19 protein-coding genes are annotated in these 26,555 nt (G+C 60.7%); 15 read left to right on the plus strand and 4 right to left on the minus strand.

The window, feature by feature from the left end; genetic code table 11:
• The 3 genes from DW180_RS04020 to DW180_RS04030 are packed head-to-tail and all read left to right on the plus strand — an operon-like array spanning window position 1 to window position 6,771.
• A complete protein-coding gene (locus DW180_RS04020; protein WP_118237561.1) occupies window positions 1-5,499 on the plus strand; it encodes a hypothetical protein in 5,499 nt (1,832 codons plus the stop codon).
• A 1-nt stretch (window position 5,500) separates the two neighbouring features.
• Window positions 5,501-6,070, plus strand: a complete 570-nt coding sequence (locus DW180_RS04025; protein ID WP_118237563.1) for a hypothetical protein — start codon at window positions 5,501-5,503, stop codon at window positions 6,068-6,070.
• 2 nt (window positions 6,071-6,072) lie between these two features.
• Window positions 6,073-6,771 carry a hypothetical protein gene (locus DW180_RS04030; protein WP_118237565.1) on the plus strand — a complete coding sequence of 233 codons (699 nt, stop codon included), beginning with the start codon at window positions 6,073-6,075 and terminating at the stop codon, window positions 6,769-6,771.
• Between the two features lie 703 nt (window positions 6,772-7,474).
• Here DW180_RS04030 and DW180_RS04035 read toward each other — a convergent pair.
• Window positions 7,475-9,775, minus strand: coding sequence for an LTA synthase family protein (locus DW180_RS04035; RefSeq protein WP_118237567.1), 2,301 nt, complete (start codon window positions 9,773-9,775; stop codon window positions 7,475-7,477).
• A 213-nt stretch (window positions 9,776-9,988) separates the two neighbouring features.
• Between DW180_RS04035 and DW180_RS04040 the strand changes: the two genes are divergently transcribed.
• The 4 genes from DW180_RS04040 (at window position 9,989) to DW180_RS04055 (ending at window position 15,529) form a co-directional block, all read left to right on the plus strand.
• Window positions 9,989-10,861: a nitroreductase family protein gene (locus tag DW180_RS04040; RefSeq protein ID WP_118237569.1), complete on the plus strand. Its 873-nt coding sequence runs from the start codon at window positions 9,989-9,991 to the stop codon at window positions 10,859-10,861.
• Window positions 10,862-11,021: 160 nt separating this feature from the next.
• Window positions 11,022-13,049, plus strand: coding sequence for a KUP/HAK/KT family potassium transporter (locus tag DW180_RS04045; RefSeq protein WP_118237571.1), 2,028 nt, complete (start codon window positions 11,022-11,024; stop codon window positions 13,047-13,049).
• Between the two features lie 136 nt (window positions 13,050-13,185).
• Window positions 13,186-14,811, plus strand: a complete 1,626-nt coding sequence (locus tag DW180_RS04050) for an ATP-binding protein (protein WP_118237573.1) — start codon at window positions 13,186-13,188, stop codon at window positions 14,809-14,811.
• 4 nt (window positions 14,812-14,815) lie between these two features.
• Complete coding sequence (locus tag DW180_RS04055) at window positions 14,816-15,529, plus strand: response regulator (RefSeq protein WP_197032188.1); 714 nt, start codon at window positions 14,816-14,818, stop codon at window positions 15,527-15,529.
• 95 nt (window positions 15,530-15,624) lie between these two features.
• Here DW180_RS04055 and rlmKL read toward each other — a convergent pair whose 3' ends face one another.
• Entirely contained in the window at window positions 15,625-18,183 is a 2,559-nt protein-coding gene (gene rlmKL, locus DW180_RS04060; RefSeq protein WP_118237575.1) for a bifunctional 23S rRNA (guanine(2069)-N(7))-methyltransferase RlmK/23S rRNA (guanine(2445)-N(2))-methyltransferase RlmL, read from the minus strand.
• 251 nt (window positions 18,184-18,434) lie between these two features.
• On the opposite strand from rlmKL, the gene DW180_RS10215 reads away from it, so the two are divergent.
• On the plus strand, window positions 18,435-18,584 hold the full coding sequence (locus DW180_RS10215) for a hypothetical protein (protein WP_158558713.1): 150 nt from the start codon (window positions 18,435-18,437) through the stop codon (window positions 18,582-18,584).
• A gap of 52 nt (window positions 18,585-18,636) precedes the next feature.
• Here DW180_RS10215 and DW180_RS04065 read toward each other — a convergent pair whose 3' ends face one another.
• Together DW180_RS04065 and DW180_RS04070 are read right to left on the minus strand one after the other, a co-directional pair.
• Complete coding sequence (locus DW180_RS04065) at window positions 18,637-19,464, minus strand: HAD hydrolase family protein (RefSeq protein ID WP_118237577.1); 828 nt, start codon at window positions 19,462-19,464, stop codon at window positions 18,637-18,639.
• Between the two features lie 49 nt (window positions 19,465-19,513).
• Window positions 19,514-20,377: a MurR/RpiR family transcriptional regulator gene (locus DW180_RS04070; protein WP_055251936.1), complete on the minus strand. Its 864-nt coding sequence runs from the start codon at window positions 20,375-20,377 to the stop codon at window positions 19,514-19,516.
• Window positions 20,378-20,677: 300 nt separating this feature from the next.
• On the opposite strand from DW180_RS04070, the gene DW180_RS04075 reads away from it, so the two are divergent.
• The 7 genes from DW180_RS04075 (at window position 20,678) to DW180_RS04105 (ending at window position 26,555) form a co-directional block, all read left to right on the plus strand.
• A complete protein-coding gene (locus DW180_RS04075; RefSeq protein WP_118237579.1) occupies window positions 20,678-21,880 on the plus strand; it encodes an MFS transporter in 1,203 nt (400 codons plus the stop codon).
• 114 nt (window positions 21,881-21,994) lie between these two features.
• Complete coding sequence (locus DW180_RS04080) at window positions 21,995-22,849, plus strand: class II fructose-bisphosphate aldolase (RefSeq protein WP_089573152.1); 855 nt, start codon at window positions 21,995-21,997, stop codon at window positions 22,847-22,849.
• A 10-nt stretch (window positions 22,850-22,859) separates the two neighbouring features.
• On the plus strand, window positions 22,860-23,288 hold the full coding sequence (locus DW180_RS04085) for a PTS sugar transporter subunit IIA (protein ID WP_118237580.1): 429 nt from the start codon (window positions 22,860-22,862) through the stop codon (window positions 23,286-23,288).
• A 29-nt stretch (window positions 23,289-23,317) separates the two neighbouring features.
• A complete protein-coding gene (locus DW180_RS04090; RefSeq protein ID WP_055251944.1) occupies window positions 23,318-23,821 on the plus strand; it encodes a PTS sugar transporter subunit IIB in 504 nt (167 codons plus the stop codon).
• 46 nt (window positions 23,822-23,867) lie between these two features.
• Window positions 23,868-24,680, plus strand: a complete 813-nt coding sequence (locus DW180_RS04095; protein ID WP_089573151.1) for a PTS sugar transporter subunit IIC — start codon at window positions 23,868-23,870, stop codon at window positions 24,678-24,680.
• Entirely contained in the window at window positions 24,677-25,513 is an 837-nt protein-coding gene (locus tag DW180_RS04100; RefSeq protein WP_055251948.1) for a PTS system mannose/fructose/sorbose family transporter subunit IID, read from the plus strand. Before DW180_RS04095 ends, DW180_RS04100 begins: the two co-directional genes overlap by 4 nt.
• Before the next feature lie 97 nt (window positions 25,514-25,610).
• Window positions 25,611-26,555: an aldo/keto reductase gene (locus DW180_RS04105; RefSeq protein ID WP_055251950.1), complete on the plus strand. Its 945-nt coding sequence runs from the start codon at window positions 25,611-25,613 to the stop codon at window positions 26,553-26,555.

Here is a 26,555-nt window from a genome sequence, read left to right on the forward strand (position 1 = left end):
ATGAAGATCAAGAACATGAACCGGGGTATGCTTAGCAGGCTGGTTGCCGTCGCAGCGATTGTCCTTTGCTGCGTTATGGCGCTGCCAACGGTGGTGCATGCCGAGGACGTGCCCGAGAACAAAAACGAATTCCACATCAAAAACGAGGCTGACTTTTTGTTGTATGTGGCGCTGTCGCGCGAGCGCGATACGTCCGGCTGGCACGTTTATCTCGATAACGACATTGAGCTCGACAGCGACGACATGAAAGCCATCGTTGCAAACACTGTTAAGCATCTGTCGTTTGGCAACAAGGAGCATCCGTTTAAGGGCGTGTTCGATGGTCAAAACCACACCGTTGAGGGCCTGAACTACGATAAAGACGCTTTTGACCCCGAGCGCGATACGGGATTTTTTGCCGAGACCAACGGTGCCACCATCAAAAACTTCCTGGTCAAGGACGCCAACGTGTGGGCGGACTTCCGCGGTGGCATTATCGTGGGCAAGGCCGTCAATACGCGTTTCGAAAACGTTATGGTCATGGAGAGCACGCTGCACGTGACCTGCGCCAACAATGCTCTCAACCTCATTACCAACGCAGGCTTTGAGGGCGGTCTCATCGCCGGCGAGCTCGACGGCTGTACCCTCTATAACTGCGAGGTACGTGGTGGCCGCGCCGTTAACAACACGACTTCGGGCGTGCAGGCGCTCGGCGGTGAGGGTCTGTATATGGCGGCGTTTGCCGGCTACGTTGAGAAATCGACTATCGAGTACTGCCGCGTGACGCCGACGCGTAAGGACGACGGCTCGATTGCCGAGAAGGGCATGACCGACGTCACCAATAAGTACGACGTGGCCATTGGCGCCCTGGGCGGCAACAACGTGTACGCCTCGGGCTTTGTGGGCTGCATGGCAGGTGACGCCAAGATCATCGACTGCTTCTCGACGGCCCAGTGCTACAGCTATGCCGCGTCGTACGTGGGCGTTGTCGCCGTGACGCGCGCGTGGGCGGGTGGCCTGGCGGGTCGTATTTTAACCAAAGAAGGCAATGAGCTCGTCCGCAGCCACTTTGCAGGTGACCTGAGCTCGCGTCAATACAACCCCATCGCCGTGATCCCCATCATCCAAAACGACGTGAACCTGGGCGGTATTGCTGCGCGCGCCAACAAGGGCGACGCCACGGTCACCGAGTGCTACTTTAAGCCGAGCGTGAGCCTAAACGGCAGCAGCCAGGGTACCGCGGCTAAGAAGAAGATCCCCTCTTTTGGCGGCGACGGTACCACCAAGGGCGACGGCTATGGCCCGTGGGACGACGAGCGCTATACCACGCGTGAGCTATGGGAAGAGCACGACTACGACTTCTGTGCCGGCACCATGCGCTCGACTGCCAATAACGATTATCTGGGCGGCGACCATGCAAACGAATGGGCGATGGATTACAAGCTGAATATCCCCGTGCATGGCCAAAGCGTTAAGGCGACGATCGATTTTCCCGGTGCGGGTACCGCGACTATTACGGCAACCAAACTCGGTATTGATCAGGCGACCTCGGATCCGTATGCCTTTGCCGTGAGTGCCGTGCTGGCGGGAACTGCTCAGGTCTTGGCCCAGGGCGATACCTCGGTAACGTTTAAGCAGGAGACCTCTGCAAAGCCTGCCGACCTGAGCGAGGCGAACGGCGGCTACCGCTTTATGGGCTGGTTCCGCGAGCCCGATGTGCGTGTGAACCGAATTGGACAAGACAACAGCTGGTTTGACGGCAAGACCGATGCCGATGCTGTGGCTGCTGGCAAGCAGGTCCAGAAGAACGAGGCAAACGACAAAACGTCGACCTATACTGCCGATAACGCGAAGGGGGCCGAGGCCTTTAAGGGCAACGACCTCTTTATTGCTTCGTACGAGGCGCAGGTGCTGTTCTATAACGTCAAGGGTGAGATGCTCTCGTGGCAGAGCGGCGAGGCGCACGACAAGTCGACGGATTGGTACCGCTATGGTGTCGGTTTAACGCCGGTTGCCCCTGCGGACCGCGGCACTCTATCTGCCAGCGCCACCTTTATTGGTTGGACGACGCAGCCGAGCGGCGAGGCCGGGATGCATGGCGGTTACGCGGCCATCACCTCGCCTAAGCTTGCCGAGCTAAAAAACGCCGGTGCGTTCTATCCTGCCGGCGCTGAGATCACTGTGCTTGGCCCTACCGATTTTTATCCGGTGTACACCGACTATGTGTCGAACATCATGACGGTGTTTGAGGGCAATGAGCAGGATGCAATCGACGATCAGACTCGGCGCGATGGTGTGGGCAAAACTGACGTTAAGGTTGAGACTGCCGAGGATGGCACCGGTGTGTACACGGTGCGGGTGTGCGACGTGGACAACAAGCCTTTATCAGAGGACGGTGCGCTGCCCGACGGCTACCGTTTCCTGGGTTGGTATGAAAACAAGGGAACCGAGGATGCCCCGCTTGAGGTGCGCGTAAGCCGCGATCCCAGCTATACGCTCCCCACCGATGTCGATTTAACCGCGCCGCATACCTACATCGCCCGCTTTGAGTACCGAGTGGATTATTACGTTCGGGCTTATACCAACCATGAGTTTACGGACAGCAAGCTACTTTGTTCCGTTTGGAATCGCTATCAAACGCCCTTTGAGGAAAACGTCGGTAGTACCTTCGTGCGTGAAAACGTCGTCCACTGGGGCCCGGAGCATGTTGACCACGGTATAAAGGATAGTTATGAAACGTGTGGCACACGCTTCACGAAGGAAACCCTTGTCGTGAGTCCCCTTAACGCGTACTCGCACAACGTTAAAAACGATACGGGAGCCGATACTCTAAAAAACCTCTATGCCGATACCGATTTTCCAGGCGCTGCAACGCTAAGCGATACTTGGACTTCGGCTTCGCTGAACGTAACGGTCAAACCGGTGAATGATCGCTATCGCCTGAATTTCTGGACGCTTGAGCGCGATGGTGAATATTGGACATATGTGAAAAATCCCATCGAGAGCATGGTGCGTACAGATAAGAAGTACTACGTTCGCGCGATGATTACCACGGACGTCAATTTCTACAACAAGGGCGATAATGTCGTGAGGACTGCCACGCGGCGCTATGAGAGTAACTTGCTGCAGACCAAGGTGAACGGGGCGGATCCGACGTTCACGTATTACTACCCGCATGTTAATAAGTCGGTTAAAGTGGCCGAAAAGCCAGAAGATGGTGAGAAGGGATCGTATGAGAGCCCCCTGACCCTCGAGTCTTCTCCGACCGATACTGAAATGGCCGTGCGGAATCCTAAGGGCGAGCCGGATCCGAGATATAAGTTCTTGGGTTGGATTTCGACCGCCGAGGTCCAGAAGGATTCTCCCGTCTGGAACTATATCTATGATGTCGCCAACGACCCCTATGTGACGAGCGATCCGGAAAAGGCGGCGCCATACTTGGCGACGGATGACTTCAAGGTCACCAAGTGTCAGGATGCCTATCCCGTCTACGCAAAGTTCGACGTCAACTACACCACCAACCTGCACCGCGCCGGTTTTAATGGCACTTCCGAGGTGAATGTTCCTAGGTATGACATCACCCCTAATCTCAATGCGGACAACGATCCCGCCACGGCAACGGTGACTCCTGATATCGAAACGACGGTATACAAGTCCGGCGGCGAGTTATACAAGCTGAATAAGGTCGAAATCGAACTCCCGAACGGTGAGGTTAAAAAGCTCGAACCTAACGGCGATAACTCGTATTCCTATCAGGTGGAACCCGGCGGAGCCTATACATTTGTGGCGTACTATTCGCCGTTGGCGGTCGTGTACCATCTCAATGCCAAAGATGTGGATGGCAAGGTAGCCCAGCAGGGCGATACGCTCGGCAGCCTTAAGGACGGCATCCCGCTGCCGACGTATAACGTTGGCGACATCGATGATGCAACGAACGCATACAATGCCTTCGTAGGCTGGACGGAAACTAAACCGGCATCCGGCAACTGTTATGTCGTTTGGTCGGACGGCCTTCCCATGGTGAATACAAACACTGTGGTTAACGCCCCCATGGAGCTGTACCCGGTCTACCGTGCCAGCGCGGTAATTGTCCAATCGAATATCGATGCCAATCTGGATAACCCCGATTCCGTGCGTTCTCTTTCGCGCACCGACTCTGGCGATCAAATTTCGCTGGAAGTAAGAGCTACAGCTGAGGTTGTCGGCATTGACGGCACCAAGTACGACTTTGTCGGCTGGTCGCGCGACTATGAACCCGATGGCAAATACACCCTGTTGACCGAAGACGATAAGTATCCCCTCGAGGGTAGTGAACCCTTTAAGGGCGCGACGTATACCGCGGTGTACAAGGTCACGCCGTATAAGGTGCGCTATCACAGCGTCGACGGGGCGGTCATCTTTACGGCGACGGTCGACTCGGGCGACGAGCGCGCGCAGGACGGTAAGCCTGGCTTTGTCTACACGGTCGATGTTCCCAAAATGGACGAGAGCGGCAACCCTTTCTACGACAACGACGGCAATCCTGTGATGGAGCAAAAATCCGTGGCGTACGATCCGGACGCCCACTCCAAGATCGTCGCGCTGCTCGATGAACAGGCTGCTGCCAATGGCGATAAGCGCGAGCTCTTCTTGGAGTGGCGATATGTGGGTGCCGATGGCACTGCAAAGTCTTGGGATGAGTTCAAGGGCGAGCCAGTCAAGGGCGACATGGACCTGTATCCCGTGACGTATCGCGTGGTTGCCAACGATACGTCTGATCCCGCGAAACCCGTAACCATGACCGCGCAGCTTAAATGGCTGCTCGATCCCGCCGCCGCCAACACCGTCGATGACGGTGCCGACCAGGCGCCGTTTAAGGTCTGCTTTGCCGAGCCGTTTATGGGAACACAACTGACCGTTACGGTAACGCAGGCAAGCTACGGCCCTGGTGCAGAGGGCGTTTCTGCGGCGGAAAAGCCTGTGAACGGCAAGTTTGTCTCGCTCTACAGTCTGGGTTCGGGTGGCGGCTCGTTCGACCTGGCCAACCGTCTGGAGTCCAAGAAGACGGGCGAGGGCGATCAGGGCCCCGGCAAAGCCGTGTTCAACTTTGCCCAGACTCATGCGCTGACGATCGTTAAAAAGACGACCGATGCCAGCGCTATGGGGCAAACGTTCCGCTTTAAGGTAACGCGAAAGATGTCGCAGGATTCTCCTGCCGAGACGCGCATGGTCGAGGTGAAAGTCGATAAGCAGCAGCCGGAAAACGGTGAGACCTGGTATGTCGGCAGCGTGCAGTTCGCCGCTCCGGCGGGCATCTATACCGTCGAGGAAGATACGGCTTGGGCATGGCGCTACCGGGGCGAGCTGAGCACGCCGGGCAAGGCGCCCGGTAAAACTGCCGAGCTGACGATTTCGTCTGCTTCGAGCGCAGGCGACGCCGTGGTGACGTGCGTTAACACGCGCGCGAAGGACAAATGGGTCGATGGTGGCTCGCGTGCCAAGAATGTTTGGGAAAACGGCACGCTAAGGAGGGAGGACTAGGATGGGTAAGCGCAAGCAGATCGTTGCCCTCCTTGCCGGCGTTCTTCTTTTGGCTGGCGTTGCCGGCACCTTTGCGTGGCTTTCGGTTACGGGCGTGCTGGTCAACGAGTTTGGCTTTGGTTCGGTGGCGCCCTCGGTAGACGAGAAGCTCAATGGCAACGTGAAGAGTGACGTCACGATTACAAACAAGGGCTCGGCTCCGGCATACCTGCGTGCTGCGGTGGATATCTACTGGCAGGACCAGGATGGCGCGCGCCTGTGGGATGAGCCGGTCGAGGGTACCGACTACGCCATTGTGTGGGGCAACGTGTCCAATGCCTCAACTACTGGCAGCGCCTCGTCTTGGGTTCGCTCGGCCGACGGGTTCTACTACTGGACGTCTCCTGTTGCGCCGCTCGACAAGACGGGCGTGCTCATCAAGGGCGTGTCCGAGAAGAAGGCAGATGGTAAAAACCTAGTTGTTGACATCTCGACCCAAGCGATTCAGTCTACGCCCGACGATGCGGTCACCGAGGCATGGAACTGTACGGTCAAAGATGGCGTGCTGGTGCCGCCGCACGGAGGTGCGTAAGCATGGCTTTACCGATTTTCAAAGACGTTGCGCGTTCCTTGCGTTGTGTGGTCGCGGCCATTTTCTGCGTGGTCGCGCTCGCCGTTCCTGCCCGTGCGTTCGCCGATACGCCCTCGATTGCCTATGACGGAAATGCACGCCAGCTAACGGTATCGGGAGCGACGGACTCCTCGGGGGAGCCCGATCTGTTTCCAGCCTTTAAAGATCTAATGCCCGGCGATGTACGCGAGCAACAGATTGGGGTTCGTGCCACGGGTGTAAAGTCCCAGGTACGTGTGTTTGTGCGGGCTGTTGTCGATCACGAGACGGCACATCTGCTGTCGCCCATTACCCTAACGGCGTCGGCGGCCGATGCGTCTGCCGGTTGGCTCCAGACGGGAACGCCGGGCAGCGTGTTTGCCTATCCCACGCAGGTCGCAACGTTTACGAGCGATGGCAGCACGGTACTCAATTTGCAACTAAGTGTCCCGACGTCGGTGGGCAACGAGCTTGCCGACGCAAACAAGGCAATTCGCTGGGAAATCACCGCCGAAGACGATGGCGAGAAGATCTCCGTACAACCTGCTGGCAGCAAGAAGCCCGGCTTGCTTGGTCTGGCGGCAACGGGCGACAACACGCTCGCTTTGCTTTTGGTGTTGCTGGCGCTTGCCATCATCGCTTTTATAGCCGCGCTTCTCTTGTCCCGGAGGAACAAGCGCTAGGTCCATCTTCTAAACGCAACGCCCTCCTGGGCGGCGGGCACGAAGTTCCCAGCTCTACAGTCCTGCGCAAGACGAAGGCCACATTAAGTGGTCTTCTTTGCGTGCGGAACTCGCGATGAACTTCGTGCCCGCCGCCCGGGAGGGTGTCTCTTTATTGATAGAAGGCCTAATAAGCTGATGATTTCATGCCTGGATGTATACGGAGTGGGACGGGCTTTCCGGATGGGCGGGGTTTCGGAAAGTGTGTCCCAGAATCGGCGCTCAGAGTGGTCCCCACTTTCCGGTTGATGTCTTGTCCGGAAACTATGTCCCGGAATTAAGGCTTGGAATGGGATGCACTTTCCGGTTGAGAGCCTTAGCGGAAAGTGCGACCCGGAATTTTCTCTTGAAGTGGGATGCGCTTTCCCAACAGGCCCTCAAGCGGAAACTGCGTCCCATTCCGAAGGCAGATTCCGGGACACACTTTCCGAATATAAAGAAGGCCACTTAATGTGGCCTTCAACTTATATATGTTGCGGATGCTTTCATGACAAGCCGCGCTTCAACACCGAGGCGTCTGCCTGGCGACGCGGAATGTAAGGTTCATCGCGAGTTCCGCACGAGCCGGAGAGCACTTAATGTGCTCTCCGTGCGAGCAGGACTGTCCGAGCAGGGAACCTTACATTCCGCGCCGCCAGGCAGACGAACCAGTTAAGACGTGTCGCTACTTGATCTTGGTCGTGCCCGGTGCCAGGTTGGGGTCGGTCTCGTTGGCCTCGGTCTGGAAGTGCTCGGTATACACGTTCTTGCCGTCGCGGAACATCTCGTAGTACTGCATCTTGGCGTAATCCTCGCGCGCCTTGGTGGCGGCTGCTGCGGCGGCGTCGTCACCGGTGACGTTGGAGGAAAGCGCCCAACGCAGGCTGGCGTCCTCGTAGCCCACCGAGTTGATGGCGGGCAGCGACTCGCGCAGCGTCATGTGCGCTTTCTGGTAGTCGGTCAGCGGGGCGCCGATCAGCTGCATCAGCTGGGTGGACAGGTAGTTGGTGGACAGGTCGTCGACCTCGCTCGTCTGGTCGCAGCCGGCGACGTCGTAGTTAGCCCAGATGATGTAGTCGGTCTGCCACAAGCGCTCCTGGTGCGTGGCGTCGTCCTCGCCGGTAAACCACTTATCGTTGAACTTGGACGGGAAGAACGGCTGGTGGTCGCCCCAGAACACCACGACCACCTTGCGGTCGAGCTTGCTCAAGGCGTTAAGGAAGTAGCGAAGCGCCTGGTCGGACTGCTCGATGCACGAGACGTACTCGTCGACATCGGACAGCGTGCCGTCCTCGACGGTCTTGGCGTCCAGATCGGTCGTGTCGATGTTGAGGTGCATCTGCTTATCTGCCGGCAGCAGGCCCGTGTCGTAGCCCGAGTGGTTCTGCATGGTCACATCGAAGATGAACTGCGGGTCGGCGTTCTGGTCGAGAAGCTCCAGAATCTTGTCGTAGGTAGCCTGGTCGGTCACCATGCCGCGCAGGGTATCGGCGCCCTGGAAATCGTTGATGGACAGGAACTGGTCAAAGCCAAAGTCCTTATAGACGTTCTCGCGGTTCCAGTTGGTGGCGTGGTTGGGGTGCATGGCCGTGGTGGAATAGCCGAGCGATTTGAACTGCTCTGCCAGGTTCCCGGTCGTCTCCATGTTGTAGATGGTGTAGGGGTACACGCCCGAACCCAGGTTGGCCATGGAGTTGCCGGTCATAAACTCAAACTCGGTATTGGCCGTGCCGCCGCCGTAGGCGCTCACATAGAGCTTGCCGCGGCTGAGGCAGTTGGACAGGTTCTTAAAGTACTGCGGGCCCTCGTAGCCGGCGCGCATGTTCTGGTAGATGGACAGGTCCGAGAAGGTCTCGTTCATGATGGCGATGACCGTGGGCTTCTCGCTGTCGAATTGCTCCTTTGCGGCGGCGCGCTCGTCGCTCTTGGCCGCGTCGGACTTGTCGTAGGCCTTGGCGTACTTTTTGAGCGTGGCCTTGGCATCGTCGACGGAGTAGTCGGCGGGTTTGGGCGGCTTGATGGACTGCGCCGCACTAATAAAGGCAGGCAGGTAGCCCTCGCGCCAGTAGCTCTCGAGCGGACGCCAGGTGTAGACGGTGATGCCGAGAGTGTTGTAGTAGTCGATGAGCGTGACATGCGCGGTCACACCGCCCAGGCATAGCACTGCCACGAGCAGGTTGGTGAGCAGCATGCGCTTGGCGCTGGCGGCACCCTTCTGACGGTGCGGTGCCACCAGGCCGGCGTACTCGCACAGCAGCATGGCGATGGCGGTAAAGCCCATGGACAGCACGCAGAACAGCGAGATCGAGAAGGTGTAGCCGTTGCCGGCGACCGCGGCGGCGGTGGAGATGGCCGAAAGGTCGCCCGGCTGGATGGGCATGGATTTAAACGTGATAACGAAGAACTCGGCAATGCCCAGGACAAAGAGGGCAAAGGCCAGGACCGCGGGAGCTGCGCCGTGGCGCTGGAATAGGAAGAACAGGCCGGTCATGAGCACGGTGATGATGGCCCACTCGAGCAGGATGCACAGGGGGTAGACCCAGGTAAAGTCGTGGTTGGACGAGACCTCCATGCCCAGCAGCGCAAAGACGCCGGCGAGCAGCAGGCACAGGACGGCGGCGACGAGCGGTTTGCCCACAAAGGCGCCGCGCAGGCGGGCGAGCTTGCCAGTGGGGGCGGGAGCGTCGGCCGAGGCGAACGCAAAGACGCGCGGTGCGATGCGGTCGCGGGCGATGCTGGCCCAAGCGCATCCGGTGAGAATGGCGTTGGTCAGGATGAGAATCACAAAGGCGAGCGGCTCGTTTTGAGCGACGAGGCCAATGGCGCCCCAAATGGTCAAAAAGAGCTGGAACAGGCCGAAGGCGACGCTCCACCCAAGAGCGCTTTTGGCAACGGTGCCCGACTTTGCGCAAATGGCCTTGGCCTCGCGCAAGACAAGGTAGACGGTCGCCGCAAGACCGACGAGCGAGATGGCGGCAGCGAACATGCTGAGACTCCTCACAAACTAAAACCTACGAAAGCGGGGATTTACCCGATTGTTACCAAGATATGCGCAGCAATTGGTGGCTGCGCACACCAACCAGCCATATTAACGCGCGCGTGTGGCGGTGTGGCGCAATGTAGTGGCGACCTGCGCGATAATGGACGGGAATTACACGGAAACGTAAAGGCTTCTTAAAGAAATGGCGAGGGTAGGGCAATGAGCGAGCAGGTTTGCGAGGCGGACATGGGCGGCGACGGAGCTGCGGGCGTGGATACGTACGGCTATCCGGTCGAGACTACGGGCAACGCGGTACTGGACATTTTGGAGCACCGCTCGTCCACGCGCGCTTTTGCGCGCGATGACGACGGCCGTCCCGTGGCGGTGACCGACGAGCAGCGGGCGGCGATCTTGCATGCGGCGAGTCGCGCGCCGTCGGCGGGCGCCATGATGATGTATTCCATCGTGAGCATTCGCGAGCAGGCTACGCTGGACCGTCTGGCCGACCTGTGCGATCACCAGCCCATGATCGCCAAGGCGCCCTGGGCACTTATATTTGTGGTCGATTATGCCAAGTGGATCGATCTGTTTGAGCACGTGGGCTGCTTTGAACCCGAGTTTGTCGGGCGCACGGGCAAGGCGCCCCGCCGCGCGCCGGGTTTGGGCGACTTTGCCATCGCGGCGCAGGATGCCGTGATCGCCGCTCAAAACGCCGTGGTTGCCGCCGAGGCCCTGGGGCTGGGGAGCTGCTACATCGGTGATATCGTCGAGAATGCCGAGGAAGTCGCCGAGCTGCTCGATCTGCCGCCCTATACCATGCCGCTGTCGATGCTCATCATCGGCACGCCCCGTAAGGAGCGCCCGGCAATCGCGCATCCCGTGGTGAACCTGGTGCACGAGGAGCACTACCGCCGCGCCGACGCCGAGACGATGGATGCGCAGGTGGCCGAGATGGACGCGATGTTTCGCCCGCATGCCCGCGAGGCGGGCGAGCGCGTCATCGATATCTACACCCGCAAGCACACGAGCCCCTTTATGGCCGAGATGAGCCGCTCCATGGAGTGGTGGTTCAAAAACTGGTTCGGAAAATGACGGATGTGACAAAGGGAGCAGTCCCTTTGTCACATTCCATATCGCCGCGGTGGCCTAAAGGCCGCATAAATGTTTATCTAGCTGGGAAAACGGTGCCATTAAAATATGGGCTGATTACATATAATCCCGTCGAACGTTAAAGTTGGGAGGAAACCGGCTTATGAATCAAAAGGCCAAGGAGGCAGCTTCGCACGCTGCGATTCCTGTGAGCATCTCGGCGATGCTCGTCACGCTGGGCGTGGTGTATGGCGATATCGGCACCAGCCCCATGTATGTAACCAAGGCGCTCGTTGCCGGCAACGGCGGCATCGGAAGCGTCACGCAGGAGTTCGTGCTCGGCGCGCTCTCCCTTGTCGTGTGGACGGTCACACTGCTGACGACCGTCAAGTACGTGCTGATCTCGCTGCGCGCCGACAACCACGGCGAGGGCGGCATCTTTGCCCTGTACAGCCTGGTCAAGCGCTGCGGCAAGTGGCTCATCATCCCCGCCATGCTGGGCGGCGCGGCGCTCCTCGCCGACGGCATCCTGACGCCTGCCGTTACCGTCACCACGGCCATCGAGGGCCTGCGCACCATCCCGGCGGTCCATGCCGTGCTCGGTGACGACCAGGGTCGTGTCGTCGCCATCACGCTTGCCATCATCATCGCGCTCTTCTTGGTGCAGCGCATCGGCACGGCCAAGATCGGTCACGCCTTCGGCCCCATCATGACGCTGTGGTTTTTGTTCCTGGGCGGCACGGGCCTGTTCTTTGTCTGCCAGTATCCCGCGGTGCTGCTGTGCCTCAACCCGTTGCGTGGCATCGCTTTTCTGCTGAGCCCCAACAACCATGCGGGCATCATGATTCTGGGCAGCTGCTTCCTCGCTACCACCGGTGCCGAGGCGCTCTATTCCGACATGGGCCATGTGGGCCGCGGCAACATCTATGCCACCTGGCCGTTCGTTAAGTGCTGCCTGCTGCTGTCCTACATGGGCCAGGGCGCGTGGCTTATCAACAACGCCGGCAACCCGGAGCTCATGGGTATCGCCGACCTCAACCCCTTCTACCAGATGCTCGCCCCGGGTCTGCGCCCCTTTGCCGTCGGCCTTTCCACCGTCGCGGCCATCATCGCCTCGCAGGCGCTCATCACCGGCGCATTCTCGCTGGTGTCCGAGGCCAGCCGCCTGGACCTCATGCCGCATATGCAGGTCTTCTATCCTGCCGAGACCAAGGGCCAGCTCTACATCCCCATGGTCAACAACGTCATGCTCGTGGGCTGCGTCGTCGTGGTGCTGCTGTTCCAGAACTCGGCGCACATGGAGGCCGCGTACGGCCTGGCCATTACCCTGACCATGATGTGCACGACAATGCTGCTCTTCTTCTATCTGCACGTGGAGCGCAATCTCAAGGTCGCGCCGTGGATCTTTGCTGCCTTCTTCCTTTTGCTCGAGGGTTTCTTCTTTGTGAGCTCGCTCACCAAGTTCTTCCACGGCGGCTACTTCACCATCCTTATGGCTGCACTCATCATGGGCATTATGGTGTGCTGGTACAACGGTACGGCGGTCGAGCAACGTCAGTTTACGCTGCTGCCGCTGCGCAGCTATCTGCCGCAGCTCAAACGCCTGCGCGACGACGATCGCTACGAGCTCATGAGCGACAACATCGTGTACCTGACCAAGGACACCAACACCGACTATATCGACCGCGATATCGTCTACTCGATTTTGGATAAGCACCCCAAGCGCGCTCGCGCCTGGTGGTTCGTGAATGTCGAGACCATGGAGGAGCCGCATACCTTTGCCTACTCGGTCGAGACGTTCGGCACCGACTACGTATTCCGCGTGCATCTGTACCTGGGCTATAAGATCAACCAGCGCGTCAATGCTTACCTGCGCCAGGTTGTTCAGGACCTGGCTGCCAGCGGCGAGCTGCCGGCGCAGACGCATGACTACTCGGTCTACAAGGACCCGGGCAACATCGGTACGTTTAAGTTCGTCATGATCCGCAAGCTGCTGGCGCCCGAAAGCGACGTGGAGCCCAGCGAGCGTACGGCCATCACGCTCAAGTACATCATCCGCCGCGCCGCCGGCACGCCTGCGCGCTGGTACGGCCTGGAGAACTCCAACGTGAGCTTTGAGTACGTGCCGCTGTTCACCAAGTTTAAGGCCGTGAGCAAGATGCAGCGCCTGGCTCCCGACGAGCGTCCGTAGTCGACGTCTGCTGTTTGTCTAGCGACCGCAGGCTGCAAAGGCTATACACTTGAAACCACCACAAGGAGGCCACCACCGCAAAGGTGCCAGTCCCCTTTGTGGTGGTTTTTGTTTTTGAGAGAGGGGCGGGGCGCTGATGGACGTCCGTGCGGACGGCGATATTGCCGAGAACTTTTGGTGGCGGCGTACAACGCTGACGCGTCGCAGCCCTCTGTATGACGCCTGCGTATCGGCGGGGCTGCTAGCCGCGGCGACGATTGTGGGCGCGCTGCTCGACCATCCGGGGCTCGCGCCGAGCATCATGATCGTCTATGTGTTTGCCGTGCAGCTGTGCGCTTTCTTTACCTGGAGCCGCCTGTACTGCCTGCTGAGCTCGGCTGCCGCCGTGGCGCTCTACAACTTCTTGTTTGTCGACCCGCGCTACGCGCTGTCGTTTATCGACCGCGTCTATCCCGGCATGTTCTTTATCATGTTTGCGGTCTCGCTCGTATCGAGCTCGATCGCGCTGGCCCTGCGCCGCGCCTTGGCGCAGGCCGCCGCCAGCGACCGTCGCACGCAGATGGTGCTCGAGACCAACCGCATGCTGCAGCGGTGTGGCGATCAGCAACAGATTGTGCACGCTATGGCAACGCAGCTGGCGCGTCTTTCGGACTGTCCGGTCGTGTGGTATAGCGCCGATGCCGATAACGATGACCTGCTGCCGCGCACGACGTACACGGCCGTGGGCGATGCCGCGCCGGTACACCAGCTGGCGCCGCAGATGCCGCCGCGGCTCTCGGCGTCCGCCTATGTGGGAACGCCGCTCGATGCCACCTATGGCGCCTCGGCGTTCTACGGCATATACCTGACCGTGCGCTCGGGCGACACCATGGTGCGCGCGGGCGATCCCGCCTCGGTGGTGGGGGTGTTCGCCATTGTCGCCGAGCCCGATGCGCTGACGCCCGAGGAGCGGACGCTTGCCGATGCCATCGCGAGCGAAGGCGAGCTGGCGCTCGATCGCGCCCGCGCCATGGAGGCCCGCGAGGAAGCGGCGGTGCTCGCTAAAAACGAGCAGCTGCGTGCCAACTTGCTGCGCTCCATCTCGCACGATCTGCGCACGCCGCTTACCAGCATTTCGGGTAATGCCGACGTGCTGCTCGACCAGGGCTCGACCGGCACGGCCGTGCTTGACGACCAGACGCGCCGCGGCATGCTCCTATCCATTCGCTCGGACGCGCAATGGCTCAACGCCACCGTCGAGAACCTGCTCGCCATCACCAAGCTCGAGGGCGGCGGCATGCATCTGTCGACTACGCTCGAGCTTATGGACGATATCGTCGAGGAGGCGCTGCGCCACGTAAACCCGGCCGTGCGCGAGCACGACCTTAAGGTGGTGGCGTGCGATGAGCCGGCGCTCGTCAACGTCGATGCGCGCCTGATGGTGCAGCTGGTGGTAAACCTGGTGAACAACGCCATTACCTACACGCCCGCGGGCTCGCATATCGTGATTTCGATTAGCGTCGACGGCGGATGCGTGAGGTGTTCGGTCGCCGACGACGGCCCGGGCATTGCGCCCGAGGACCGCGAGCGAATCTTTGAGTCGTTCTACACCGCCAACCATGGCCTGGCCGACAGCTGCCGCAGTGTGGGCTTGGGGCTTTCGCTCTGCCGCTCCATTGCGCTGGCACATGGCGGTAGCATAGAGGTTACCGCGGCGGACCCTCACGGTTCGGTCTTTACGATTGAGCTTCCCGCCGCCGACGTTTCGTTTGATAAGGAGTAGCGCTGTGCCGAACTCTGCCGTGAAACCGCTCATCTTGGTCGTTGAGGACGATCCCGCCGTCCGCAACCTTATCGTCGCCGCGCTCGAGGCGCACGGCTTGCGCCATATGGCTGTGGAGACCGCCCACGCCGCCATCGCCGCCGCTTCGTCGCAGGCGCCGAGCATTGTGCTGCTCGATCTGGGCCTGCCCGATATGGACGGCGTCAAGGTGGTGGAGTCGGTGCGCGCGTGGTCGGGCATGCCGATCATCGTGGTTTCGGCGCGCAGCGAGGACGCGGACAAGATCCGAGCGCTCGATGCCGGCGCCGATGACTACCTGACTAAGCCGTTTTCGGTCGAGGAGCTGCTCGCGCGCATTCGCACCACGCTCAGGCGCCTTTCGTATGCGCAGGCGGGCGGTGTTGTCTCCGAGGGCTCGTTCGATACCGGCGAGTTGCATATCGATTTTGATGCCGGCATCGCCACGATGGATGGCGAGGAGCTGCATCTGACGCCGATCGAGTACAAGCTCTTGTGCCTGCTGGCACACAACGCCGACAAGGTGCTGACGCACCAGTTTATCTTGCACGAGATTTGGGGTACGGCGACCAAGAGCGACCTGGCGAGCCTGCGTGTCTTTATGGGCACGTTGCGCAAGAAGATCGAGTCCGACCCCGCGCACCCGCGCTATATCCAAACGCACGTGGGTATTGGCTATCGCCTGGTCACCCAAGGGTAGGACGGCACCCGCCATCCCACTATGAGCTGCGGTGAAATAGTTCCTGTTTGGGCCTTTACCAGGCATTTTTAGAAACTATTCCACCGCAACTTTGTTTATTTGCCCTTGGGCTTGCTGGCGTAGAACTTCTTCTTTTTGGGCTTGCCTGAGCAGGCGGGCTTGTCGTCGCCGTGCGGTCCTCGGACGCCGGCCTGCGCGTGCGCGGGCGCCGTTGCGCGAGGCTTGCGGGCTCCGGGGTTGCGCAGTTCCTCGACGCGCTCAGCAATTTCCTCGGCGCTAAAGCCGACCTCGGCCATGGCGTCCTCGATGGGCAGGCGGCGCACGATGTAGCAGTGGTGCACCTTCTGGTTGCGCGCGAAATCCTCGGGGATGGTCTGCGCCGTAATGTCCTCCAGCACCACGCCTGCGCGCGCAAGCTTGCGCGTCTCGGGGCGGAAACCGCGCAGGTTGCAGCTAAAGATGGCATGGCCGCCCTGCGCGAGCAGGCGCGATACGCCGGCCAAAAGCTCAACATGGTCGCGCTGAACATCCCAGGTGCGACGGCCCATCTTGGACGAGTTCGAAAACGTGGGCGGGTCGACAAAGATCAGGTCCCAGCGGTTGCGCGTCTGACGCTGGTCGCGAATCCAGGCGAGCACGTCGTCGCGCACAAAGTGATGCTGCGGGCCCACAAAGCCGTTCTGACGCATATTGCGCTCGGCCCAGTCCAGATAGGTGTTCGAGAGGTCAACCGTCACGGTCTCCTCGACGCCGCCGTCTGCCGCATAGCAGGTGGCAGTGCCGGTGTAGGCAAACAGGTTGAGGAAGCGGCGCGCCTGCTTGGCGTGCTCACGCACCAGATTGCGCGTGACGCGGTGGTCCAAGAAGATGCCCACGTCCAGGTAGTCGTCAAAGTTGACGGCAAAGGTGAGGCCGCCTTCCTCGATGAGCGGCAGGCGACGACGCGCGATATTGGCGCGCTCGCCCGAGCCGCCCTTGCCAGCGCCCTGCTTGCCGTACTGCGAGCCGCCGCGCGAACGCATGCGGGCCTTGGCGTGCACGTGCTCGGCTGGAACATCCAGGATGCGCGGCGCGATGGCCAAGATGTCGAGCATGCGGGCCTGGGCCAGCGCGGGGTCGATGGTCTTGGGCGCGGCGTATTCGGCGATGACGAGCCAGCGGCCCGGCGTCTGCGGGCATCCCTCGTACAGGTCGATGGCGGCGGAGTAGTCGGGTAGGTCGGCATCGTAGACGCGGTAGCAGCTCACGCCCTCGTGCTTGGCCCACTTACGACGCAGGCGGGCGTTCTTGCGCAGGCGGTTGGCGAACTGCTCGGACTCGGGGATGAGCACGGGCAGCGGCTTGCCGTCGCCTAGGTCGAGCGTGGCGGCGGGCTCGGGCATGGGGGTGTCGGCGGCTTCGTCTTGGGCATTTGCGGTCTGCTCCTCGGCATCTGCGTTGGTCGCAGCCTCAAATGCCGCGGCGGCGTGGTCGAGCGAAGGCCAGACTTCGACGATCGCCTCCTCGTTGTTGGGCATGACGGCGATGGAGCGCGCGGGCTCGGCATGGAGCGCGCGGGCCAGCAATCCGTCGCGGGTGAGCGCGGCGACCGGCGCGGCGGTAAGCTCGGGCGCGCGGTGCAGCTCGCCGACCAGCGTCATGGCATCGTGCATGAGCGAAAACGGGGTCTCGGTCGTATCCGCGACCACGGCGGCACCGGCGACGGCGCCCGCGTGGTCAAGTACGGTGGCGGACTTGGCGGCGCAAAAATCGACAAAGCGCTTGTAGCCGGCACACGTAACCATGCGCTCAGCGGTCTTGCGTGCGGCGGGGTCAACATCTACGGCAACGATGCGCGCCTGGCGCTCGCGTGCTTCCGTCTCGCGCTCGCGCGCCTCGGCACGCAGCTGCTCCCACAGGTCGGCATCATGCAGCTGCCAGCCCTCAAAGCCCCAGCGCTCGCGGGCGGCGCCCGGGGCGCGGTCGTTCAGAATATTCACGGCTTCCAGCAGCAGGCCGCCGCCGGCGCACGAGGCGTCGATCAACGTGGGTAGAGCCTCGTTCTCGTAGTCGTCGGCCGTCAGCTCGCGCTCGCACAGCGCGGTCCAGCCGACCTGCGCCAACACCAGGGCGGCGTAGTCGGGGCGTAGCACGTGCGTGCCCTCGCCAGCGCGGGTCGCCGCGGGCGGCAGACGCTTGAACAGCGGGTCGCCTGAAAGGTCCAGGCTTATGCTCGCACGACGTTGGCGCAGCGAAAGCAGCAGGTGAACGTCGGGATCGGCGGCATCGACGCCGGCGCGGCGACCCGTGGCCTCGGCCAGGCGGTCGCACAGCGCGTCCTTGGCGCGCAGGGCCGAGAAGCGCGTGTTGCGCAGCTGCTCGGTCACGCCGCGGGCGGTGATGGCGATGGTGGCGCCCGGGCGAACAATGCTCTCCCAGGCGATGTCGTAAACGCCGTCGTACAGCGCATCGGCATCCTGCGCCTCAAAGCGCCCAAGCACCACAAACACGCGGCTGGCCAGGCGCGACCACAGACAGGCGCGGTAGCCTTCTTCGAGCTCGCCCTCAAACGTAGCGCGGCCCTTAAGGCGGCGTACATGCGAAAGCCCGAGCCGTTTAAGCTCGTCGGCGAGTGCGGACTCAAAGCCCTCGGGGCAGCTTGCATAAAATTCCATGGGTGACCTCTCTGATTGCGTCGCTCCATTATATGATGGATGCTTCGTTTGCCATCGCCCCCGAAAGGAACCCATATGATTGATGCGTGCCCCTTGATTCCCATTTTCATTGCAACAGCCTCAGGACTCGGGGCCTCGCACAGGCTCCCGCCGCCTTACAGAACTGAAAGCTGGGCGTAGGGCAAATCCATGGCACGTGACCTGCGATTGCTCGGCCATAGATGGCGTAATCGAGGCTAAGGGAGGGCATCATGCGCAAGGGAAACGAGAGCTGGTTCTGGCACGCGAACGACATGGTGGTGGCGGGCGACATGAACCCCGTGGTCCGCGTCCTGTGGGCCGCGCTCATCGTAGGCATCGGCGTCGCGACGATGGCCACGCTCTGGATCGTCACGAGGTAGCGCGCCACGAACGGATGACGAGGCACGCGGCGCATGCCACGCTGGCGGAACCCTAGCCTCGCTGCTGGACAATCTGTTCGATGAGCTTCGCGACGGAGTCCTCGGCTGCGTTCCCGATCAGGTGATGGGCCGCGGCCTTCGCCTCTGGCATCGCGCCCGCGACTGCGTAGGAGTTCGGCACCTTATCGAGGAGCGTCACGTCGTTTTCCGAGTCTCCGATAAAAGCGACCTCGTCCAGCGTGACCCCAAGGCTGCCGAGAAGCGCGTCGAGTCCGTTTACCTTGCTCCAGCCAGCCGGAACAACATCGAGGAAGAATGGGACGGGCGAGGGGAAATCAAGCTCTGGGCAGGCTTCCTTGCATCGACTCCGAACGACTTCCGTCGGGGCGGAGCTGACGTTGACGAAGATGCCGGCGGTGATGACGTCACGGTTCGTGGGCACGTCTCCGAGCGCCATGTCTCTTCCGGAGTCCTTAACGATTTCCAGGGCGAATTCGTCGCCAGGCTCGACGGCGCAGAGGAACTGCTCGCAGCGTTTGCCTGTCTCATCGACATCGGCGACTAGCCAGAGTGACGTCCCCGCGTAGGGGCGTACGGCGCTATCGAGCTTGACGAGGGCCTCCGTCGAGAGCGTCTTTTTAAACACGAGTTCGCCGCTGGAGAAGACCTTCTTTCCGTTGGCCATGATGCCGGTCGAGAAACAGCGCGCGTCGCCGTCAAAGGCATCGGCCAGGTCGGCGTAGTCGCGGCCGCTTGCGGGGCCGAACGCGATGCCCGCATCAAGCGCCGAAAGAATCGCGCTGTGCGTGCGCTCCGATACGACCCTTGAGCCAAACGGCAGCAGGGTCCCGTCCATGTCTGCGAGGATGAGCTTTATCAAGGGGTCCTCCCGTTTCGGTCTGGGCGTCGGTGCGCCGGTGTGCGTCGTCCTAGCTGTATTGCCTGTCTCCCAAGAGATTCTTCGAGATGATCCTGTTAAACTCTACCGGGTCATCCCAGCAAGAGGTCAGGAAGAGGAACAGCAGCTCGATGACGAAGTTGATCGAGCTGTGCGAGAAGGCGACCTCGGTTCCGGTGATGGCCTGATCTCGCGAGATGGCTCGGATGATATACGTGGCACGCTTCGCGAGCGGCGTATCTGGGTTGTCTGTGATCATGATGATGGGGGTGTTCGAATCCTCGGCAGAGTCGAATATGTTGACGAGGCGCTTCGAGTATCCGGACGTCGAAATGACGAGCAGGATGTCATTCTCCTTGAGGCTGGTTGCGGCGGAGACCATGGCATCGGTGGTACTGGGGCAAAACGCCCTGACTCCAACCTGTGAGAGCTTGAACGCCGCGTTTACGCCCATGCTAATCGAGTTGCCGACGCCCGCAATCAGGACGAGGTTGGCGTTGTGGAGCAGATTGACGACTGCCGAAAAGTCATCGGAGTCAATGAGCGAGGCGGTTTGGGAGAGCTCCTTGACCTTGTGAGACAGGACGTACTTAATGGAGCCCTCGACGTCGTCCAGAGTAACCTTGCCGCCCGTGGCCTTTTCCTCGCCGGAGGCCCTGCTGATGGATATGCCGAGCGCCAGACGCATGTCCGAATAGGTTCGGTAGTCAAGCGTCCTTGCGAACCTCGAAACAGACGCCGGTGACGTACCGGTTCCTGCGGCGAGTTCGCGGACGGTCATCGTTGCGACGTCCGACGGGTGGTCGAGCACATACGTTGCGATTGCCTTCTCCGAGGGGGATAGGCTGTTCATGACCGCGCAGATGTGGCTGAGCACATCCCCTGTCTTATCCATGGTTACTCCTTGGCCCTAGTTTGCTTCGTATCTTAGGTCAAGAGAGGTGAAAATAAAGCAAAATGTTTCATAAGCAGTGAAATAGCGTTTCACCGCTGATTTCCTACCGTTCACGGTAAATCGGTGCTTCCCCGGCGCAATCTCATCTTGAGCTGCTATCTTATGAGCCGTGAAACAACGGCACGAAAACGATGAAACAACAGAACATTGTTCCAACGCCTCACAACTTTGTTTCACGCTAGATGGCGAATCACTTCGAAGCCCAGACAGGCACCCGGCGAGCAAGAAGGGAGAAGCACGATGCACAACGCCAGGACAAACGCAAGCATGATTTCGCTGTTCTTCGCGAACGTCCTCTACTGGGTCTGCGCGGGCGTGTACTCGCCGTTCCTCTCCGCTCACTACACGAGCCTCGGCCTCAGCGCAGCCCAGACCGGCATCCTCCTCGCGGCGACCCCGGTGTGTGCGCTCGCCATCCAGCCGCTCTGGTCGACGATCGCCGACAAGCTCGGGCGCCGCCGCGCGGTCATCGTGATCCTCTGCCTTGCGGCGGCGGTACTCGCTCCGCTGTATTACCTGGCGTCGACGTTCGTCCCGGTCCTTCTTGTAACCTTTGCGTTCTCGGCGTTTTTCTCGGGGCTCCTGCCCCTGAGCGACTCCCTCGTCATCGAGCTCGCGGATCGCTCTGGCCTGGACTTTTCTCGCATTCGCATGGGTGGCACTATCGGCTATGCCATCGTCGTCCTGATCGTCGGTCGGCTGCTCGACATGGCTCCTCAAATCCAGTTCGCGGTGGTCTCTGCCGCGCTGGTGGTCTTCGCGGCTCACATGTGGCGCCTCCCCGAGGCGGGAATTCGCGCCAATGCCGCGGACGATCCCAAGGTCTCCCACGGAAAGGGCCTCCTCTCGCTGTTTACCAGCAATGAGATCGCCTTCGTCTTGGTCTTCGCCTTCATCAGTTCGGCCGCGATTGGCTTCATCGGGGCGTTCTTGGGCCGCTACGCGGTCGAGCTTGGCGAGGGTCAGAACCTCGTGGGCGTCCTGAGTGCGGTCTCCGCTGCGAGCGAGATCCCCATCCTGCTCGTTTCCTCCAAGCTGGTCAGGCGCTTCGGCGAGATGAACCTCCTGATCTTTTCCTGCTTCATGGCGGCGCTCAGGCTCGTGCTCGTGGGCACCGGCATCGTCCCGGTCATGATCTGCGGCCAGCTGCTGCAGAGCGTGAGTTACATGACCGTCTACTACTCCTGCGTTACCTACATTGCCAACCACACTTACGAGGATTGTCGCGCTCGAGGTCAGAGCGCCTTCGCGATGGTTCAGAGCGGTCTGTCCGTCGTGGTTGCGAACCTGTTTGGCGGTTGGGCGTGCGACGCGCTCGGCACGCACGCGGGTTTTCTGGCCTTCGCCCTCGCTTCAACGATTGCTGCGGTCGTTGCTTTTGTGGCGTACGTACTGTGGCGTCGAAGCGCAGCGCCACAGCCTGAGGGCCAGTCGGCCGCATAGGTTCCACCGCGTTTTGCAAGCGCCTGCCTGCTTCGCGCTTCTCTTCGTGTTCAACCAGCTGACGAGCTGAGAACTGTCCAATCCAATGGTTATCCAAGTGAAAGGAAGACAAAGATGTCTCTCATCAAGGTCAACGAGCTTCTTCAACATGCGACCGAGCACCACTATGGCGTGCCCGCGATCAACGTCATCAACACGGAGACCATCCGTTATGCGATCCAGGCCGCCGAGGATGAGCACATGCCTATCATCATCCAGTACTGGCCCGGCTTCGAGGACCACTGTGCCCTCGACATCATCGCCTTCGCCGCCCGCTATTACGCCGAGCGCGCGAGCGTGCCCGTCGCCGTCCACCAGGATCACTCCGCTGGTTACGAGATCGCCGTCAAGGGCGTCAAGGCCGGTTTCCCCTCCGTCATGGTCGACGGCTCCTCGCTTCCCTATGAGGAGAACTTCCAGCTCACGAAGGACGTCGTCCAGGTCGCCAAGATCTTCGACGTTGACATCGAGGCCGAGCTCGGCCACGTCGGCAACGGCTCCGACGCCAACGACTTCGTGAACAGCGACCACTATACCGACCCGAACCTCGCCGAGGAGTTCGTCGAGGGCACCGGCTGTGGTTCGCTCGCCATCGCCGTCGGCAACGCCCACGGCCCCTACGTCAAGGTCCCGAACCTCGACATGGAGCGCATCAAGGCCTGCAGGGAGGCCGTCAGCGTCCCCCTCGTCATGCACGGATGCTCCGACATCCCCGACGAGCAGCTCCAGGAGGCCGTGAACCTCGGCATGAGCAAGTTCAACATCGCCACGGAGTACTTCCGCTCCATGTACCGCGCCTTCGAGAAGGACATCAACTCCGGCAAGAACGACGGCAACGGCGTTGGCCTCCTGATGGACGCCGCTCCCGACATGCGCGCGTTCGTCGCAAGCAAGATCCAGCTTCTGAACCCCAACCACTATTCGCTCTAGGAGAGACTCGATGAAGAAAGTTCTTGTCGCGTCGCACGGTCACCTCGCAAGCGGAATCAGGAGCTCGATCGAGGTCCTGACCGGTATGGCGGACATGGTGGAAGCAGTTGACTGCTACGTGGACGACTCCGATTTCACCCCTCGCATCCAGGCGTTTATTGACTCGGTGGGCCCTGAGGACGAGGCCATCATCTTCACCGACATCTACGGTGGCTCCGTCTTCCAGAAGGTCGTCCTTATGGAGCCGGAGAAGCGCGGGATCGTCCATGTTACCGGTATGAACCTCGGCCTCGTGATCGAGGCGCTCCTCGGCGCTGAGCCGGTCACGGCAGATTCGATCAAGCAGAGCGTCGAGCTGGCGAGGGCGACGATGCAGGTCGTCGAGCCTCCGAGCAAGGCCGCGGACAACGAGGGGTCCGACGGAGACTTCTTCGATTAGAGAGCACTAATAAGTAAGGAGAGGAAACAATGATTGTTCAGGTTCGAGTCGATGACCGTCTGATTCACGGGCAGGTCGCCCTGGTGTGGACCAAGGAGCTCAACACCACCAGGATCATCGTCGCCAACAAGCACGCCGTGGAGAGCGATGCCCTTCGCATGACGCTTTCCATGGGTACGCCGGCGGGCCAGAAGCTCCTCGTCAAGGATGTTCCGGATGCTTGCCGCATCGCGAACGATCCGCGTGCGGACTCCATGCGCATCTTCGCGCTCACCAACTGCGTGCGTGACGTGCTTGAGCTCGTTAAAGGCGCACCGGGCAAGATCGAGGGCGTGAACGTTGCCAATGTCGGCCGCTTCGACAAGTCCGATCCGGATAGCAAGGTCGCCCTCAACTCCACGATCATGCTCAACCCGGATGAGCTCGAGGCCGCGAAGGAGCTTTGCGAGCAGGGTATTCCGGTTTTCCATCAGCTTATCCCGTCCAATCCCAAGACTCCTCTCAAGAGTCTGATCGAGGCGGCGGAGAAATAAGGGGATTTGGCCAGGCGGTCAAATGAAATGAGAGAAAGGAAGTCAAATGATTGGGTTAGCAGTAATGGCCTGGTTGACCGTGCTGATTTGCTACGGCGGCAACTGGGTTCTCGGTCAGTGTATGATCGAGCGTCCTCTCGTGGTCGGCCTCGTTGCGGGCCTTCTGATGGGCGACGTCAAGACCGGTGTCATCATCGGTGCCTCTCTCGAGGCAATCTTCATGGGCGCGGTTAACATCGGTGGCGCCATCTCCGCCGAGCCCGTTACCGCGACCGCCCTCGCCGTCGCCTTCACCGTTGGCGCCGGCATCGACCAAGGCGCCGCCATCACGCTGGCCGTTCCCGTTGGCGTCGTCACCGCGTTCCTCTCGATCTTCATGAACAACGTGTTCCTCGCGTTCTTCGCCGCCACCTTTGACAAGATGGCCGCCGAGGGCAACGAGAAGGGCCTCGCGCTTCAGCACTTCGTTCTCTGGTTCGTTAAGTACGCCGCATTTGGCCTCATCGCCTTCCTCGGCGTTTACCTTGGCGCTGAGCCCGTTGCCGCTATCGTCAACCAGATTCCGGCCAATGTCATGAGCGGCCTCAACGCCGTGGGCGCCCTCCTGCCCGCCGTTGGTATGGCGCTCCTGCTCCAGATGCTGTGGAGCACCGAGCTCAGCATCTACTTCTTCCTGGGCTTCACGCTCTACCAGTACCTCGGCCTCCCGATGATCGCCATCGCGGTTCTCGGCGTCATCATCGCGGTTGCCTCCGCCCTCCGCGACAAGGAGATTTTCGATCTCACCAAGAAGGGCTTGGCCACCCAGGCCGTTTCCAACGACTCTGTAACCAGCGACGAGGAGGATTTCTTCGCATGAGCAACCTGACCAAGAATGTGAGCCCTGAAGACAAGAAGATGCTCAACAGCATTTTCCTGCGCTCTTTCTCCGTGTTCGCCTCCTGCGCCGGCGGTTCCGTCAAGGCTGGCGCCGACGGCTGGCTGTACTCCGTCCAGCCCGCGCTTAACCGCTACTACGCCGATGACCCCGAGGCCCGTGCCGAAGCCATGAAGCGTCACACGACTTGGTACAACATTACCCAGAACGTCGGCACGTTCGCCATGGGCCTCGTCGCCTCCATGGAGAGGGAGAACTCGCAGCACGAAGACTTCGACACCGAGTCCATCGACGGCATCAAGGTTTCCCTGATGGGCCCGATGTCCGGCATCGGTGACGCAATCTTCTGGGGCGTCCTGCGTGTCATCGCTGCCGGCATTGGCATCAACCTCGCCATGAGCGGCTCGCCACTCGGCGCGATCATGTTCCTGCTGATCTACAACATCCCGTCGATCCTCTGCCGATACTTCATGACCTACCTCGGCTTCAGCATGGGCACCAACTTCATCTCCGAGATGTACGAGGGTGGTCTCATGAAGCTCATCACCAAGGCGACCTCCACGGTTGGCCTCGTGATGATCGGTGCCATGACTGCGGCGAACGTCCAATTCAACACGATCCTGTCCATTCCGGTTCAGGACTCTGACCCCGTCATGATCCAGACCTACCTCGACTCGATCTTCAAGGGCATCGTGCCCCTGGGGCTTACGCTCGTCGTCCTCTGGCTCCTGCGCAAGAAGAACGTGAACGTCAACATCATCCTGGTTGGCATCATGATTCTGGCGCTCGTCCTCGGCCTCGTGGGCATCGTGTAGGGCGGCTTCCGGATCATTCGAAGCTTGTTTAAGGCAATTCCCGGCGGCACGCGATCGAGGACATTCGACGCGTGCCGCCCCATTAGAAGGAGAGAACATGCGCTACACGCACCTCAAGAATTCCGATGTCGACGTCTCCCAGCTCGCTGTGGGCACCTGGGCGATCGGCGGCGACTCCTTTGGTGAGAACGATGACGCCGCCAGCATGTCCGCCATCCGCACCATGCTCGATCACGGCGTCAACCTCATCGACACCGCGCCGTGCTATGGCAACGGCACGTCCGAGAAGGTCGTCGGCAACGCGCTCAGGGGCGTCGACAGAGAGAGCTACCTGCTCTCGACCAAGGTTGGCCTGATCACCAGCGCCGCCGGCTATGACCGCGACTCCTCGTTCAAGAACATCATGAGGGAGGTCGAGAGCTCGCTGCGCAACCTCCGCACCGACTACATCGACTTCTACTTCGTGCACTGGCCCGACGCTAAGACTCCGTTCTCCGAGACGATGTGCGCCCTCCAGCTCCTCAAGGAGCAGGGCAAGATTCGCCACATCGGCGTCTCCAACTTCACGACCGAGATGATCGAGGAGTGCGAGAAGGTCGCTCAGATTGACGTCCAGCAGCCGCCCTACTCTATGGTTGACCGCTCCTCCGAGGACCTCATCAAGTGGGGCTACGAGCGTGGCATCGACTCCTTCACCTATGGCTCCCTTGGCGCGGGCATCCTGTCGGGCAAGTTCCGCGAGCTGACGAAGTTCGAGGAAGGCGACGTCCGCGGTGGCTTCTACGACTACTTCCGGGAGCCCAAGTTCTCGCGCGTCCAGGAGCTGCTCAAGGTCATGGACGAGATCGCCGAGGCCCACGACAAACCCGTGGCGCAGGTTGCCGTGAACTGGAGCACCCAGAAGGAGTACGTGGGCACCGCTCTCGTGGGCGTGCGCACGGACGCCCACGCGATTCAGAACTGCGAGACGTTCGAGTGGGAGCTTTCCGCCGACGAGATGGCCAAGCTCGACGCCAGGCTCGACGAGCTGAAGATCGGCTAG

It is taken from the genome of Collinsella sp. AM16-21 (assembly GCF_003471905.1).
GTDB lineage: Bacteria > Actinomycetota > Coriobacteriia > Coriobacteriales > Coriobacteriaceae > Collinsella.

Bases quoted from the DNA above. Each gene is read 5' to 3' on its own strand.
- DW180_RS04075 (WP_118237579.1), top strand. From the start codon at position 20,678: ATGCACAACGCCAGGACAAACGCAAGCATGATTTCGCTGTTCTTCGCG.
- DW180_RS04095 (WP_089573151.1), top strand. From the start codon at position 23,868: ATGATTGGGTTAGCAGTAATGGCCTGGTTGACCGTGCTGATTTGCTAC.
- DW180_RS04035 (WP_118237567.1), bottom strand. From the start codon at position 9,775: ATGTTCGCTGCCGCCATCTCGCTCGTCGGTCTTGCGGCGACCGTCTAC.
- DW180_RS04085 (WP_118237580.1), top strand. From the start codon at position 22,860: ATGAAGAAAGTTCTTGTCGCGTCGCACGGTCACCTCGCAAGCGGAATC.
- DW180_RS04020 (WP_118237561.1), top strand. From the start codon at position 1: ATGAAGATCAAGAACATGAACCGGGGTATGCTTAGCAGGCTGGTTGCC.
- rlmKL (WP_118237575.1), bottom strand. From the start codon at position 18,183: ATGGAATTTTATGCAAGCTGCCCCGAGGGCTTTGAGTCCGCACTCGCC.
- DW180_RS04025 (WP_118237563.1), top strand. From the start codon at position 5,501: ATGGGTAAGCGCAAGCAGATCGTTGCCCTCCTTGCCGGCGTTCTTCTT.
- DW180_RS04040 (WP_118237569.1), top strand. From the start codon at position 9,989: ATGAGCGAGCAGGTTTGCGAGGCGGACATGGGCGGCGACGGAGCTGCG.
- DW180_RS04045 (WP_118237571.1), top strand. From the start codon at position 11,022: ATGAATCAAAAGGCCAAGGAGGCAGCTTCGCACGCTGCGATTCCTGTG.
- DW180_RS04080 (WP_089573152.1), top strand. From the start codon at position 21,995: ATGTCTCTCATCAAGGTCAACGAGCTTCTTCAACATGCGACCGAGCAC.
- DW180_RS04105 (WP_055251950.1), top strand. From the start codon at position 25,611: ATGCGCTACACGCACCTCAAGAATTCCGATGTCGACGTCTCCCAGCTC.
- DW180_RS04100 (WP_055251948.1), top strand. From the start codon at position 24,677: ATGAGCAACCTGACCAAGAATGTGAGCCCTGAAGACAAGAAGATGCTC.
- DW180_RS04070 (WP_055251936.1), bottom strand. From the start codon at position 20,377: ATGGATAAGACAGGGGATGTGCTCAGCCACATCTGCGCGGTCATGAAC.
- DW180_RS04030 (WP_118237565.1), top strand. From the start codon at position 6,073: ATGGCTTTACCGATTTTCAAAGACGTTGCGCGTTCCTTGCGTTGTGTG.
- DW180_RS04050 (WP_118237573.1), top strand. From the start codon at position 13,186: ATGGACGTCCGTGCGGACGGCGATATTGCCGAGAACTTTTGGTGGCGG.
- DW180_RS10215 (WP_158558713.1), top strand. From the start codon at position 18,435: ATGCGCAAGGGAAACGAGAGCTGGTTCTGGCACGCGAACGACATGGTG.
- DW180_RS04090 (WP_055251944.1), top strand. From the start codon at position 23,318: ATGATTGTTCAGGTTCGAGTCGATGACCGTCTGATTCACGGGCAGGTC.